Genomic DNA, 14,092 nt, shown 5'->3' with positions numbered 1-14,092 from the left:
CCATTTTCAGCCTCCCAATTTAAAAACTTTACCTGAGAACCTGAGGAGAGCTCCAAGAAGCATTAGGGCTGAGCCCAACCAGACGGCGTTTATCAGCGGAACGCGGTAGTACTCAAGCGTTACAACGTTGTTGTCCAAATCGAAGCTCTTGATTGAGTAATAGTTGTCCCACAATACTGTCGGAATTATCTCAACTGAAGAAACTCTGTTGTTCCCAGCAACTTTGTAAAAGTAAACTTTCGGTGCTATTACGCCATCCGGGGTTTTGACTATCGCTGTGAGAGTGTACTTTTCCGCATCCTCGCTAATGCTTAAATCGAGAAGCTTGTAACCCTCTGAGTCAAGAGTGATGGTCTTGCTTTCCTCGAAAAGCCAAACGGAAGTTGCTCCGACAAAGAGGAAAATTACGCCCAGGTGAAGCAGCGTCGCGGGCATCGAGACTTTTTTTATTTTAAGCACAACCAGCAGCACTATTAAGGCGAAGACCGGCAGAAACGTGACGAAGTAGTATTCTCTGCTCACCTCAACAGAAACGCCGGCAATCGTTCCTAGAAAAACCACAATAACTGCTGACAAAAAGAGGATTGGCAAATTCTGATTGCAGAGACTTGAAATCGAAAACTGTCTCGCCCTGACAACTAAAGGAGCTAAAGAGGCCAGAATCGGAATTACGTAGCTGTAATCACTAACCTCCCCTCCAAAACTGTGCACTGAGCTTATAATGCCACTTCTCGTGACTAGGGTTGCAAAAAGAACGAGTGAGAAGGTGAGATAAGCGAAAAAGTCTCTGCCCCTAGTGAGATGGAAGTAGGCTGTAAGAGTTAGCCACGGAAGTAGGGAAGCGTTCTCCACCGGATCCCATCCCCAGAAACCTCCCCATCCAAGAGTTTTGTATGCCCACAAACTTCCGATAAGAATGCCGAGGGTTAGGGATAACCACGTGAGCCTCGCGATGGTTCTTTCCCCTTCCGAATTTGCAACGATTACGGAGTACAGCAGAGCGGCAAGCGAGTAGGCGAGGAATACCACTGGAGGGTGGAGTATCATCTCCACAGTTCTCAGCAGAGGATTCAGTCCTGCTCCATCTGGGGGTGTGTAAGGTAAGACCGTAAAGGGATTTGAGAAAATCAAAAGGTTAAGGAGGAGGTAAGACGTGAAAAGAGTCATTACAGCAGCCACCTTGGCTTTCTTTCTGTCCTTAACCCCCCAGTTAATGTAGAGTGAGGTCACCATCAGATTGAGCACAACCCACAAGAGGAGGCTGCCTTCCTTCCCGGCCCAAACCGCGCTTATTTTGTAGGCCAGCGGCATTTCGGCATTGGAGTTAGCATAAACGTACCATATCGAAAACGTGTCGGTAACAAAGTAGTTTACAAGCAGCAGCAGGGCAGCAAAAGTCGTGGAGGTTGCAAGGTAAAGTGAGAACTCACCCAGACTTTCTTTTTTCGCGAGAAACAGTGAAAATGCCGAAAATGTAGCTACAAAAGAAGTTGCCAGCAGCAGGAAGCCTGGCTCCAACTAACCACCTTTGTACTCAGTATGGCACTTTTGAAGCACTTTCGTGGCATGCAGAACTTTTCCATCCCAGTTCCCCACAACCACGACCTCGGCATCGTACCGCTGAACCGTCCCGTTGTAAACAGCAGTTATGGTGTTTTTGCCATCAGAAAGCTGGAAGGTGTTGCCGTTGACAGATACAATCTTACCAACAACCTGAACGTTTTCCGCTTTCCCTTGCGCAATCAGGTCAGAAGGTGTTAAGTAAGGAGAAATGTTGTGGTAGAGAACGATAATCGCCAATGCTGTGAAAGAAACCAGTGCGATTAAGCTGAATTTTTTGTCTGCCATGCTTAGGAGTTGAACTCCTGAATTAAAAAATATTCGGCCATAAAGCACATAAACAGCAATTCTCAAATTTTTCCAAGCGGGGGTTGCCGAGCCAGGAAAAGGCGCAGGGCTTAAGACCCTGTCCCGAAGGGGTCCGCGGGTTCGAATCCCGCCCCCCGCATGCTTTTTACTGCAGTAAGAGTCTCATGTCACCTGCCACCCAGCCCTGGTCCTGCAAGGTCGTAGAGATGAGTCAATGTTGTGACCGTTGTTCCAACAGGTCAGTTGATGTGTCGCCGTCACTGTGAGTGAGGACTGTTACAGTCTCACCTGGATTGAGGTGGGAAATTAAAGCGGTGATTCGCCTCATCTCTGAGAATCAGCCCTGCAAAGATGCCTGTGTCCCCTATCGCGGGGAGAAGACCAATACGTGCTCAAAACCATCAGAAAAGATCATCTTTCAGGCATTCCCTGCCAGCCTCATTCAAACTACCACAACCCCCATCTTCACGAAGTGTTTGTCAAAGGTGTAAATTTCCTCGATTTTGTGCTCTCTCATCTTGACGTAAGCAAGGGCGTCGTTAACGTCAACGCCCTTCTCCACTGCGAGAAGAGAGGCTTTCAGGTAGTCTTCGGCACTAACCTCAAAAACCTTCACGTTCCTGAGGGTAAGAAATTCCTTCACGAATTCTGCTGACAGCTTTTCGTTACTCCTGCTCGCAATTACGTTGGCAACCTCGCTCAGATGCACAACAGTCGTCGCAACTTTCTCTCCCTCTTGGATCCTCCTGAGAATCTCGACGGATTTCCCCTTCATCTCTGCAATCCTGTCATCTGGTTCTTTCTTTGGTTTAAGCAGGGCGTAAATCAGGACGTTGGAATCAACGAACCTCATAAAGCTCTCTCCTCATCTCTTCCCAGTCCTTCAGCTCCTCAACCTCGATGCTGTCTGCAAACCTCATCACGTTCCCCTTCCTCGGGAGAATCTCAACTTTGTCCTCGTAAACCACAACCACAACCTCATCCCCGTGCCTCTCCCTCCACTCCTTGGGGATGACAATCCTTCCGTGTCTGTCCAGTTTTTTTACTTCGATGCTCATAGCTTTAATTGTATGGCATTTTTAATAAGTTTTGTCACAGAACTAAGCTTTTTCCACCTCCTCCATAAAACCCCTGAGCTGCTGCAACGAGTAGCTTTCTGCCGAGAGTTATGCCAAATGGCGATGCGGCAGTTTCTCTCCCCCAAACCGTTGCCTTGTTAGGGGCGAAACCAAACTCGCTCAATCTCGTTTGACCTCTCAACTCAAAAGGGATGCTAACTACGGCCAAACCAATCGGCAGTTTAATTTTTTGGTGCTGTTACATCTTTCCTTGGAAATCAAAAAGGGCAGGGATTCAACCCCACCCATGCAGCTGCAAATAGAAATCCCACTATGGCTAACAATTGACATCCAGAATAAAAAGATTCCCATCCAAGAAATCACATCTGCTTTAAAAGGAATTGAAGCTTCAATTCTGGGAAAGGTTCTGGAGGAGATAGACAGCGTTCTCATCTCCTCAATGCATAGAAAGGATACGACAAAAACGATTACCATAAACACAGCAGAGAAAAGAGAACGATCGTAACGCTGCTTAGAAAAACCGTTACAAGACTCAAAGACAAATCAATAGGCAGAACCTTCTGCCCCCTCTACAACTTAATAGAATTCGACGAGAAAAGGCTATATCAGCCAGATATAGCAGCAATAGCCATCGATTATGCTTTATCCATGAGCTACAGGGAATCAAGGCAGAGGCTTGAGAGACTGACAGAGTCTCCTTCACACCTCACGATATGGAGGAGGATGCAGGAATTAAGCTATGAGTCGAAATTCGAATACGAAAGCTTTGTTTCGGCTGATGGAACAAAGCTCCATGCTAAGAGAAGTAAGAAGCTCGATGTAAAGGTTATCGCTGGAAAAAGCGTTATCGTTGGGATTAACGAGAGCCATAGGGAAATGAGAGGAGAGTACGATGTTAAAGCAACAGTCGTAGGAGATGCTGACAGAGATCTCAGCTGCTTTTGAAGAAAGGCAGATCGATTTAGAACCTTAAAACCTAAACTTAATTTACCACTTCGCAACATTAAAACATGAGACTTCACGAATATCAGGCGAAGCAGATTTTCTCCAAGCACGGAATAAGAGTTGCAAGAGGAGAGCTGGCAACCTCTGTCGAGGATGTTAGGGGGATTGCTGAGGAGCTAGGGGGCAAGGTGGTACTGAAATCTCAGGTTCTTGTTGGCGGGAGGGGAAAGGCAGGTGGTATAAAGAAGGCCTACAGCGTTGAAGAGGCCGTTGAAAAGGCTAAGGAAATGTTTGGTTCCGTATTAAAAGGCCACATAGTTGAGAAAATCTACGTGGAGGAAATGATTGAAGTTCAGCGAGAAATGTATGCCGGGCTAACAATTGATAGAGCCAATAAAGGTATCGCGGCAATTCTGAGTTCTGTGGGTGGTATGGATATTGAGGAAATTGCCGTCAAGCATCCTGAGAAAATAGCCAGGATCGCTGTGAATCCGAAGTGGGGGCTCTGGGATTATCAGATAAGGGAGCTTTTGCTGAATTCGCAAATGCCGAGGGAGTACTGGAAGGAGGTCGCTTCAATCCTCAAAACCCTCTACCGGATTATGGTTCACTACGAGGCTGAGCTTGTCGAAATCAACCCCCTTGTTGTTACACCTGATGGACTTGTTGCTGCGGATGCGAGGCTTAACATTGACGACAGTGCACTTTTCAGGCACAGGGATTTGGAGAAACTGAGGGATTATACCGAAGCTGACCAGATGGAGAGAATCGCAATGGAAAAGGGGCTGAATTACGTCAAGCTTGATGGGAACGTTGGCGTGCTTGCAAACGGTGCCGGGATGGCCATGGCAACCATGGACCTGATATACATTTACGGTGGCAAGCCGGCGAACTTCCTCGACATAGGAGGTGGAGCCTCTGCAGAGGTTGTGAGGGAGGCCATTAACCTAATTCTCAGCGACAAGAATGTTAAGGTGGTCTTCATCAACATCTTCGGCGGGATAACGAGGTGCGATGAAGTTGCGAAGGGGCTTAAAGAGGCTTTGGCAGACGTATCAACTCCGGTGGTTGTGAGACTCGCAGGCACAAACGAGGAGGAGGGGAGGAAAATCATGGATGAGTTTGCAAAGGATAGGCCAAACTTCCACATTGTCGAGACGATGGAGGAAGGGGCGGAGAAGGCCGTAAAGCTTGCTGAGGAGGTGTGAATTATGGCAATTATCGTTGATGAAAGAACGAAGGTGGTAGTTCAGGGAATAACTGGCTATCAAGGCAAGTTTCACACGGAGAGAATGCTCAACTACGGCACAAAAATTGTTGCCGGAGTTACTCCCGGAAAGGGCGGGACGGAAGTCCTTGGGGTGCCGGTCTATGACTCTGTTAAGGAGGCAGTGAGGGAGGCTGACGCAAACGCATCCGTAATCTTCGTTCCCGCTCCCTTCGCTGCTGATGCCGTGATGGAGGCGGCTGATGCTGGCATCAAAGTTATTGTGTGCATAACGGAAGGCATTCCCGTTCACGATGAGCTGAAAATGTACTGGAGGGTGAAAGAGGCGGGAGCGACGCTAATAGGCCCCAACTGCCCCGGAATCATAAGCCCCGGCAAAACGCACCTCGGCATAATGCCCGTTCAGATTTTCAAGCCGGGGAATGTTGGGATTGTGTCAAGAAGCGGCACTCTGACGTATCAGATTGCCTACAACCTCACAAAGCTCGGATTGGGTCAGTCAACGGTTGTTGGAATAGGAGGAGACAGGATAATAGGCACGGACTTTGTGGAGGTGCTAAGGCTCTTTGAGGATGACAAGGAAACCAAGGCTGTTGTTTTGGTGGGTGAGATTGGAGGCAGGGATGAGGAGGTTGCGGCAGAGTTTATCAGAGAAATGTCGAAGCCGGTTGTAGGCTACGTTGCAGGCTTAACCGCCCCACCCGGAAAGAGAATGGGGCATGCGGGGGCGATAATTGAAGGGGGAGTTGGAACGGCGGAGTCGAAGATTAAAGCACTTGAAGCTGCGGGAGCGAGAGTGGGGAAGACGCCGATGGAGGTGGCTGAGCTGGTTGCGGAAATTCTATGAGGCTCGACATTCTGCTTGTCAGGAGGGGCTTTTTCAGCTCAAGGAGCAGAGCGAAGGAGGCAATAAAGAAAGGCTTCGTCTTGGTTGATGGAAAAAAGGTGACGAAGCCTTCAGCGGAGGTTGACTTTGAGGCGGAGATAAAAGTTCTCCAGCCGGAAAGGCCGCGGGGATACTGGAAGCTGAAGGAAATCGACGAGCACTTCAACCTTTTTTCCGGCAATGAGGTTGTTCTTGACCTCGGAAGCTCTGCTGGGGGTTTTTTGCTCTACGCCAGCGAAAAAGCAAAGGAGGTTTACGGTATAGAGTACAGCAGGGAGTTTGAGGAAGGCTTGAGGGAAATTGAGAGGCAAAGGCCAAACGTTAAGGTTTTCATTGCCGATGCCTTCACCTTCGACATTTCACTTTTGCCCGAGCTTGATTTAATCCTTAATGACCTCACTTTGCCTTTTTCCTCATCCTTTCGTGCAATGCGAAGATTTCTTCCGCTGCTGAAAAAAGGTGGAATTGTGCTGTTTGTTCACAAGGAGGGAGATGGGGAGAGCCCAGATTTTGGTGAAATGGAAGTAATTGGGAATCTGACTTCCTCAGACAGGAAGGAAAGTTACTATTTGCTTCGCCCATAAGGTTTCTTCTCATTATTATAACAATTGATGACATTATTATCGATTAATTACGAAAAATTTAAATACATAGAAGTTCCGGAATTATTGTCAAAATTGGGGGTAGTATTTATGAGGGGGTATGTAGTGGGATTGGTGCTGGCGTTAATGCTGGTAACTGCACCGGCAATGGCAGAAGACTTCAGCATGAACGGTACGGAGTTTGCGGCTGCATTCATAAAAAACACGGTTTCAAACCTCGATCTGGGAGCGAAGTTCCTGCACCTGCTCTACGAGGTGAACGACACTGACACAAACTCCAACCTCTTCCAGAACCTCTGGGGGCTGGTTTACGGTGGAGTTCTTGTTGCGGGTTGGAACAACCAGGTGACGGCGGAGGTTCTGGAAACGCTGGCAGACAGCGATAACCTGACATCCCAGAGAACTAACATCAGCGAATCAATAAGGATGATGGCGACCAACACCTCCGTTGTCTTCGGCGACACTGAGGGCAGCCAGGGACTGGCAGCGCTTATGAAGTACCAGGTAAAGGCCTTGCAGAACACGTCGATAACAACCACCAACTCTACCGGAGTCGAGGTGCCGCTGGTTGAGGCTTACGCCGAAGCACTGGCGAACACGATAACGGACAACGTAAAGTTCATGATGGAGCTGTTCAAGGCAATACCTAATGCTTTAACGTAAGCTCTCTTTTTTCCTTGAATTTTTTATATCCAGTAGTAAACTAGATTCATGGCTTTAGTCGAGGACGTCATATCCTTGCTTGAGCAGCAGGATGGCCTTACGGCAAAGGAAATATGCAAATTGCTCAACCTTGAACCGCAAAGGGAAGATGATGTTTACTCAGCATTGCTGAAAGCATCCAAGATTTTGAGGAGGAAGGGTAAAAGGCTTGTGATGCAACCTCCCCGCTGCAAGAAGTGTGGCTTTGAGTTTGACAGAATTAAAGCTTCTAAGTGTCCTAAGTGCAAGAGCCAGTGGATTGAGGATGCGAGATTTTTCATAGACTAGAGAAATTTTGATGCGAAAGTTTCAGCCCTGCTCTTACAGTCCTCACTGAAGCTGCAGTAATTGCAGTATCTGCTCTCCTTCCTTTCGGGAAGAAAACCTCTTTGTATGAGCTTCACTCGCTCAATGAGCTTGATGACCTTCTTTTTGAGGCTGAAGGTAACCTCAACAGGCCTAAGATCGCCCGTGTATCCGTAGTAAATCAGGGCTTTGCTGTAGTTTCCAGCCAAGGCGGCTGCACCGGCCTTTACCATGTCTTTAAACCAAACACCATTTTCTGGTGGATTTAGGCCAAGAAAGAGGGGGAGCAGCTCTCCATCACATTCAACTATCTCATCCACACTAACCAGAAGACCGAGCGACTTGGATTTTATCGTTGCATCCACTTCGACGCTTTTGCAGTCAATTTGAGGAAAGATGAATTTATTTGCCGCACTCCTGAAAGCTTCTTCATCGAATGCTCCATGTAGAGCTTTAGCCCTCTTTTTCGCCCAATCGAGGTCAAATCCCTGTTTCAGGGAAAGGTATATCTCCCTTACCGCAGTAAGCTCGGTAAAACGCTTTTCGCCAACATGAACCCGGAAGTAGCACAGTCTAGGACAGGTGATGTAGCTCGTGAGGTAGCTGAGCTTAATCATCGCAAGGTGTTGACATCAACATTTTAAACCTTATTGTTTTACTTTAATTGATGAAAAGAATTCTGGCTGTGGCAGACACGCACCTGAAAGAATGGAATCTTCCGGAGAAGCTCATAGAGCTTATGGAAGGAGCAGATTTTGTCGTTCACGCAGGGGACTTTGAAAGCTACAAGGTTTACAAAAAGTTCTCAGATTACGAGCTTTATGCTGTAGCTGGAAACAGCGACGATGATAAAATTAAGGAGGAGCTTGATGAAGAGCTGGTTTTTGAGGTTGAGGGGGTTAGATTCGGTTTAGTGCACAAGGGCAACTTCATCAACCAGTTCCACGACCTTGGCTATAAGGCAATGGAGCTTGGTGTTGATGTGCTTGTTTTCGGCCACTTACACCGTTTTGTTCTTGAAGAGGTTAGAGGAAAGCTTCTTGTTTGTCCCGGCAGCCCAACGCAGCCAAGAATGTCGGTTGCGAGCTGTGCTGAGATTGCTGTTGATGGAAGTAAGGTTGATGTTAAATATCATGTTGTTCAGCCGCTTTTCTGCGGTATGGACGTTTACGAGAAGCTGGAGGGGTGTGGATGAAGGTTTTCGTTCCCGAGAACTGGGATGAGCTGAAGGGAAAGCTGGCTGAGAGGGGAAGAGTTGTAGAGGTGAGGAAGGGAGATGGAGAGGAGGAGTGCTGCGCCTTCATTGGAAAGTCCCTCAGGATGACAGCAGGCCCTAAGAACATGAGGGAGGCGCTGGAAACCCTCGCAGATCTGGGGTTTGATTATGCTGCTATCATTGGTTTCGAGCTGGAGCTTGAGGGGCTTGAAAAGGGCCTCGGATTCAAGATTCCAAAGGTAAAGAGCGTGGAGGAGGTTGAGAGGGCTCCTGAAGTGGAGTCCCTAAAATCCATCGTTCTCAAAACAAAGTGCGTTGAAGGAGTGGAGAAATGCGGAGCAATTGGCATTTTCATAGGCTTTGTGCGGAAGGAGTCTGACGGGAAGACGGTAAGCAGGCTTGAGTATGAGGCTTATGATGAAATGCTGAACGAGAAGGCGAGGGAGATTGAGGAGAGAGTAAAGCAGATGCCCGGAATTGTAAATGCCAGAGTTTACCACAAGAGGGGGATTCTGCTGCCGGGGGAGGACATAGTTTACATCACCGTTATGGGAGAGCACAGGAAGGACATCTGGGAGCCTTTGAAGGAGGCAGTGGAGTTGATGAAAAAGGAGCTTCCAATCTGGAAGAAGGAGGTTTACGAGGATGGAGAGGTTTGGGTGCACGATGCCGAGAGAACTAAATCATGAAAACCATAATTTTTGTTAAAAGCCCGCCATATTTCACGAATCTCTCGTGAGTGCACTGCAGTCCTGCTTCCTCAGCGGCATTTGCAAAGACCCTGTGCTCAGCCGTTATGATAACAAGCCTCGAGTTCTGGTTCATACACCTTTTTGCCGCTCTGGCAAAGCTGTGATACAGCCTTTCAATTGCGCCCTTTCGGTGAATTCTAAGGCCATATGGCGGGTTTGTGATTATAACGTCATACTCTCCTGTCATCTCCGTTGCATCTCCCTGCCTGAACTCGATGGTGTCTGCAACTCCCGCATTTACGGCGTTTCTGATAGCACCAACAAGGTGCTTTCGAAACTTCTCCATTCCGTAAAGTTTCAGCCTGACTTCATTTGGCTCAAAAGCCAGCTCCCACTCGCAAAGCTTTTTGTAGGCAAAATCCCTCAAGTTCGGAACATTCCTCACCATTAAGGCAGCCTCGATTGGAATCGTTCCGCTGCCGCACATGGGGTCGATGAGGGATTCGTCAACCTTCCAATCGGCGATTCTCAACATCCCGCACGCTATGGCAGCGTTGAGGTGAGCAGGATGGTTGTAAACCCTCCACCACCGCTTATGCATCGCATCATCTCCTGTGGTGTCAACCCCAACGAAGAGCTCGCTATCAACAAGCTCAACCCTAATAATCACGTCTGGTTGATTGAGATTTACCTTCAACCTCTCCCCGTAGCTCTCCATGAAGCTGTCAATCACAGCCTGCCCCGCTACTCTCGCTATGTCCATTGACGTGAAATCGTGCTCCCCAACCCTCAAGCTCCTTATGGCAAAGCTTTTTCCTTTAACAAAGCTGAAATCCAGCCCCTTTACCGCTGCGTAGATGTCATCAAGCCCCTCAACTTCGCACCTCAGCAGCAACACGTTCAGCCTTTCCAGAGTTCTCGAAAAGTGGTTCAGCAGGGGGATTGCAGACTTTTCCCCGGAAAAGAAGATCCTGCCCCTTCTTTCTCTGATTTCCTCCACTTTGCACCCGAAACTCTCCACTTCCTTGGCTGCAACATCCTCAAGACCCGGGGTGAGAGTGGCATAGAACCTCACGACAAGACTTTTCTTTCCCGACGGATATGTTCTTCGGTGATAATTCGGGGAAAGCCCTACAGCGACGAGGAGATTCTGAACTCGCTTCATCCCTTAGTGAGGGAGTGGTTTCTCTCAAAGTACTCTGAATTTACCCCTCCGCAAAAATACGCTATAGTGGAGGCTTTCAAAGGCAGAAACGTGCTTATAACCTCTCCAACAGGAAGCGGGAAGACTCTTGCAGCTTTTCTTGCTGCAATAAGCATGCTTGTTGAGAAAGCTGAGAAGGGGGAGCTTGAGGATAGAGTTTACGTCGTTTACGTCTCTCCCCTTAAAGCCCTAAACAACGACATAAGGAAGAACCTTGAGGAGCCGCTTGAGGAGATTTACGCCCTTGCTGAGAAAAAGGGAATCAAGCTGCAGAAAATAAGAGCTGCTGTCAGAACAGGCGATACGGATGCTGCTGAAAAGCAGAAGCAGGCGAGAAAACCACCTCACATTCTGATTACAACTCCAGAAACCCTCGCAATCGTTCTCTGCAGCCCCAAGTTCAGCAAGTCCCTCACGAACGTCAGATTTCTCATCGTTGACGAAATCCATGCAATTGCGGAGAACAAGAGGGGAGTTCACCTAACCCTCTCAATGGAGAGGCTGCAGAGAATTCAGGAGGGAGAGATGGTAAGAATAGGCCTTTCTGCCACCATATCGCCCCTTGAGGAGATTGCGAGGTTCTTGGTGGGATACAACTACGGTGAGGAGAGAGACTGCGTGATAGCTGATGTCACCTTCGAGAAGCCGATGGACATAAAGGTTGTCTCTCCTATAAACGACTTTTTCTCCGCCAGTGCTGAAGAAATAAGCGACAGGCTTTACGACTTGCTTGCGGAGTACGTAAAAAGCTCGAAAACCACGCTGATTTTCACAAACACGCGTAGCGCGACAGAGAGAGTGGTTTACCACCTCAAGAAGAGGTTGAAGGATTTCCCAATAAAAGCTCACCACAGCTCCCTCTCCAAGGAAGTGAGGCTTGAGGTGGAGAACGAGCTGAAGAACGGGGAGCTGAGATGCGTTGTCTCCTCAACGAGCCTTGAGCTCGGCATTGACATAGGATACATCGACCTCGTCATTCTGCTGGGCTCGCCCAAGAGCATAAACAGGGCTTTGCAGAGAATCGGGAGAAGCGGGCACAGGCTGCATGAGGTGAGTGTTGGCAGAATTGTGGTCGTTGATCAGGACGACCTCGTTGAGTGCACAGTTTTGGCGAAAGAGGCGAGGGAGAGGAGGCTGGACAGAGTAAAGATACCGAGGAAGTGTCTCGATGTGCTGTGCCAGCATGTCGTTGGAATGGCCATTGAGAAAGTCTGGAGCGTTGATGAGGCCCTTGCCCTGATCAGAAACGCCTATCCCTACAGAGAGTTAACGAGGGAGGAGTTTCTCTCCGTGCTGAGATACCTCTCCGGCAACTTCTCCGAGCTGGAAAAGAAGAAGGTTTATGCGAAAATCTGGTTTGACGAGGAAGAGGGCGTTTTCGGAAGAAGAGGGAAGATGATCAGGCCGATTTACTACCTCAACACTGGCACGATTCCCGACGAGGTGGCTGTGAAGGTAATCACAAAGGACGGAAAGAGAGTTGGAAAGGTTGAGGAAGAGTTTGCCGAGAATTTACTGCCGGGAGACATTTTCGTCTTGCAGGAAAGACCTTCAGGTTTTTGAAGGCCAAGGGAATGAGCATCATCGTCGAGGAGGTTGAGGGGGAGAAGCCCACCGTCCCAAGCTGGTTCAGCGAGCAGCTGCCTTTAAGCTACGATTTAGCTGAGAGGATAAGGAAGTTCAGGGGCTGGATGGAGGAAATGCTTGAGAAGAAAAGCAGGGAGGAAATTATTGCCATTCTTATGGAAAACTTCGAGATTGAGAGAAACGCTGCCAACGCCATCTACCGCTACTTCATGGAGCAGAAGCTATTCAGCGAAATTCCGACTGACAGCAAGCTGGTGGTGGAGAAGTACGAAGCGGAGAGGAACTACTACTTCTTCCACACTCTGATTGGGAGAAGGGCGAACAGCGCAATTGCGAGGGTTTTTGCCTACAGGGCAGGTTTAATCAAGAACTGCAACGTTCAGATGGGGATAAACGATAACGGCTTTGTCCTCATCCTTCCATCTTACAAAAGGCTCAGCGATGCGGAGATTGAGGGGCTCTTCGTCATCCCTGAGTTTGAGGGCCATCTGAGAAAAGCTTTGGACAGGACAGAGATTCTGAGGAGGAGGTTCAGGCATGTTGCGGTGAGAAGCCTGATGATTCTGAGGAACTACATGGGGAGGGAGAAGAGTGTCTGGAGGCAGCAGTTCTCTGCGGACTCAATACTAAGCTTTTTAAGGCGCTACTACCCCGACTTCCCCGTGCTTAAGGAGACCTACAGGGAGATAATGGAGGATGCAATGAACATTGAGGATGCGATGGAGTTTCTGGCAAAGGTTGGCAGAGAGATGGAGCTTGTGATTGTAAGAACGCCCTATCCCTCTCCCTTCGCCTTCAACATGTACCTGCTGGGAGAGCAGGACGTAGTGCTTATGGAGGACAGGAGGAAGATTCTGAAGGAGCTTCACGAGAAGGTAATGGGCGTGATTCAGAATGCAGCGAATTAAGATGTATCTGGACTTCATAAAGATCGAGCACACGCTCTTCGCCCTCCCGTTCGCCTACGCTGGAGCCTTTCTCGCAGAGGGGGGACTTATAAGCCTCAGGCTGGCTTTTTTGATTTTAACAGCCTTCACCGGCCTTAGAACGGCAGCGATGACCTTCAACAGGATTATAGATAGGGAGATTGATGCAAAGAATCCCAGAACGGCGATGAGACATCTCCCAGCTGGCCTCATTAGCCTGAAGGAAGCCTATACCATAGCATTTTTGGCTCTTGCGATTTACTTCATCTCAGCTGCACTCATCAACAAAACTGCCCTCATGCTCTCCCCAATCCCCGCAATAACTGCCTACATCTATCCCTACCTCAAGCGCTTCACCTGCCTCTGCCACTACGTTCTCGGCCTGAACCTTGCTTTTGCCCCGCTGGGAGGGTGGATTGCCGTCACAGACTCAATCGACATTTTCGGCAGCGAGCTCGTCCCCACTCTTATTGGTGTAGCTGTGATGTTCTGGGTTGCTGGCTTCGACATGATATACGGCCTTCAGGATGTGGATTTCGACCGCAGCAACAACCTTCACTCAATTGGTGCTCATTTTGGTGTTAGAGCTGCCCTCTGGCTTTCAAGGCTAAACCACGTCATCTTCTTCGCCCTCATCGCCATCGCCCTTCAAATCCATAACGCTAAGCTTGCAGAGCTTTTTCTTCCTTTAATCGCCCTTTTGCTCTTCTACGAGCATTACATTGTCAGGGATGGCTACGATGAGGCAAAAATTCAGATTGCCTTCTTTTACGTCAATGCCCTCGTCAGCTCGGCACTTCTTGCAGCCATTTTCGCCGATGCCATTTTCAGTAAATTACTTTAACTCTTG

The 14,092-nt window shown here is 48.6% G+C and carries 17 protein-coding genes, 1 tRNA gene and 1 pseudogene; 12 read left to right on the top strand and 7 right to left on the bottom strand.

All coding sequences use genetic code 11. From position 1 onward, the window contains the following. Positions 1-6: 6 nt before the first annotated feature. Positions 7-1,518 (bottom strand): cytochrome c biogenesis protein CcsA, encoded by a 1,512-nt coding sequence (gene ccsA, locus AF_RS12470; RefSeq protein WP_010879681.1) that lies wholly within the window; start codon positions 1,516-1,518, stop codon positions 7-9. Then, positions 1,519-1,848 carry a cytochrome c maturation protein CcmE gene (locus AF_RS11025; RefSeq protein WP_048064543.1) on the bottom strand — a complete coding sequence of 110 codons (330 nt, stop codon included), beginning with the start codon at positions 1,846-1,848 and terminating at the stop codon, positions 1,519-1,521. Positions 1,849-1,924: 76 nt separating this feature from the next. On the opposite strand from AF_RS11025, the gene AF_RS11020 reads away from it, so the two are divergent. Next, positions 1,925-2,008: transfer RNA gene (locus AF_RS11020), tRNA-Leu, on the top strand. A gap of 303 nt (positions 2,009-2,311) precedes the next feature. Here the strand turns inward: AF_RS11020 and AF_RS11015 are convergent. The 3 genes from AF_RS11015 to AF_RS13150 are packed head-to-tail and all read right to left on the bottom strand — an operon-like array spanning position 2,312 to position 3,111. Further along, the gene (locus AF_RS11015; RefSeq protein WP_010879679.1) at positions 2,312-2,722 is read right to left on the bottom strand and encodes a type II toxin-antitoxin system VapC family toxin; all 411 of its coding nucleotides are present in this window, start codon (positions 2,720-2,722) and stop codon (positions 2,312-2,314) included. After that, the gene (locus AF_RS11010; protein WP_010879678.1) at positions 2,709-2,927 is read right to left on the bottom strand and encodes an AbrB/MazE/SpoVT family DNA-binding domain-containing protein; all 219 of its coding nucleotides are present in this window, start codon (positions 2,925-2,927) and stop codon (positions 2,709-2,711) included. The genes AF_RS11015 and AF_RS11010 overlap by 14 nt, the downstream gene beginning before the upstream one ends. 34 nt (positions 2,928-2,961) lie before the next feature. After that, positions 2,962-3,111 carry a hypothetical protein gene (locus AF_RS13150; RefSeq protein ID WP_156029592.1) on the bottom strand — a complete coding sequence of 50 codons (150 nt, stop codon included), beginning with the start codon at positions 3,109-3,111 and terminating at the stop codon, positions 2,962-2,964. 123 nt (positions 3,112-3,234) lie between these two features. Here AF_RS13150 and AF_RS11000 point away from each other — a divergent pair, with 123 nt between their 5' ends. The 7 genes from AF_RS11000 (at position 3,235) to AF_RS10970 (ending at position 7,599) form a co-directional block, all read left to right on the top strand. Beyond that, positions 3,235-3,453: a hypothetical protein gene (locus tag AF_RS11000; RefSeq protein ID WP_048064541.1), complete on the top strand. Its 219-nt coding sequence runs from the start codon at positions 3,235-3,237 to the stop codon at positions 3,451-3,453. Positions 3,454-3,596: 143 nt separating this feature from the next. Next, a complete protein-coding gene (locus AF_RS10995; RefSeq protein ID WP_010879676.1) occupies positions 3,597-3,893 on the top strand; it encodes a hypothetical protein in 297 nt (98 codons plus the stop codon). Positions 3,894-3,958: 65 nt separating this feature from the next. Next, positions 3,959-5,101, top strand: coding sequence for an ADP-forming succinate--CoA ligase subunit beta (gene sucC / locus AF_RS10990; protein WP_010879675.1), 1,143 nt, complete (start codon positions 3,959-3,961; stop codon positions 5,099-5,101). 3 nt (positions 5,102-5,104) lie between these two features. Further along, positions 5,105-5,968: a succinate--CoA ligase subunit alpha gene (sucD, locus tag AF_RS10985; RefSeq protein WP_010879674.1), complete on the top strand. Its 864-nt coding sequence runs from the start codon at positions 5,105-5,107 to the stop codon at positions 5,966-5,968. Beyond that, entirely contained in the window at positions 5,965-6,591 is a 627-nt protein-coding gene (locus AF_RS10980; protein ID WP_010879673.1) for a TlyA family rRNA (cytidine-2'-O)-methyltransferase, read from the top strand. The genes sucD and AF_RS10980 overlap by 4 nt, the downstream gene beginning before the upstream one ends. 108 nt (positions 6,592-6,699) lie before the next feature. Next, entirely contained in the window at positions 6,700-7,272 is a 573-nt protein-coding gene (locus AF_RS10975) for a hypothetical protein (protein WP_143274474.1), read from the top strand. A gap of 48 nt (positions 7,273-7,320) precedes the next feature. Continuing rightward, complete coding sequence (locus AF_RS10970) at positions 7,321-7,599, top strand: transcriptional regulator (protein ID WP_010879671.1); 279 nt, start codon at positions 7,321-7,323, stop codon at positions 7,597-7,599. Here AF_RS10970 and AF_RS10965 read toward each other — a convergent pair. Then, entirely contained in the window at positions 7,596-8,234 is a 639-nt protein-coding gene (locus tag AF_RS10965; RefSeq protein ID WP_010879670.1) for a Dna2/Cas4 domain-containing protein, read from the bottom strand. The genes AF_RS10970 and AF_RS10965 overlap by 4 nt on opposite strands. Positions 8,235-8,284: 50 nt before the next feature. On the opposite strand from AF_RS10965, the gene AF_RS10960 reads away from it, so the two are divergent. Beyond that, entirely contained in the window at positions 8,285-8,812 is a 528-nt protein-coding gene (locus AF_RS10960; protein WP_010879669.1) for a metallophosphoesterase, read from the top strand. After that, positions 8,809-9,522 carry a molybdenum cofactor biosynthesis protein MoaE gene (locus AF_RS10955; RefSeq protein WP_052270495.1) on the top strand — a complete coding sequence of 238 codons (714 nt, stop codon included), beginning with the start codon at positions 8,809-8,811 and terminating at the stop codon, positions 9,520-9,522. Before AF_RS10960 ends, AF_RS10955 begins: the two co-directional genes overlap by 4 nt. On the opposite strand, the gene trm14 is transcribed toward AF_RS10955, so the two are convergent. Next, positions 9,512-10,690: a tRNA (guanine(6)-N2)-methyltransferase gene (trm14, locus tag AF_RS10950; protein WP_010879667.1), complete on the bottom strand. Its 1,179-nt coding sequence runs from the start codon at positions 10,688-10,690 to the stop codon at positions 9,512-9,514. The two genes, AF_RS10955 and trm14, sit on opposite strands and share 11 nt — an antisense overlap. Here trm14 and AF_RS13920 point away from each other — a divergent pair. Continuing rightward, positions 10,637-13,224, top strand: a pseudogene (locus AF_RS13920) (ATP-dependent helicase). The gene trm14 and the pseudogene AF_RS13920 overlap by 54 nt on opposite strands. Next, positions 13,211-14,086 (top strand): UbiA-like polyprenyltransferase, encoded by an 876-nt coding sequence (locus AF_RS10940; RefSeq protein ID WP_010879665.1) that lies wholly within the window; start codon positions 13,211-13,213, stop codon positions 14,084-14,086. The pseudogene AF_RS13920 and the gene AF_RS10940 overlap by 14 nt, the downstream one beginning before the upstream one ends. Positions 14,087-14,092 lie beyond the last annotated feature (6 nt).

Source organism: Archaeoglobus fulgidus DSM 4304, from assembly GCF_000008665.1.
Classification (GTDB): Archaea; Halobacteriota; Archaeoglobi; order Archaeoglobales; family Archaeoglobaceae; genus Archaeoglobus; species Archaeoglobus fulgidus.
This window is presented reverse-complemented; position numbering and strand designations above follow the sequence as displayed.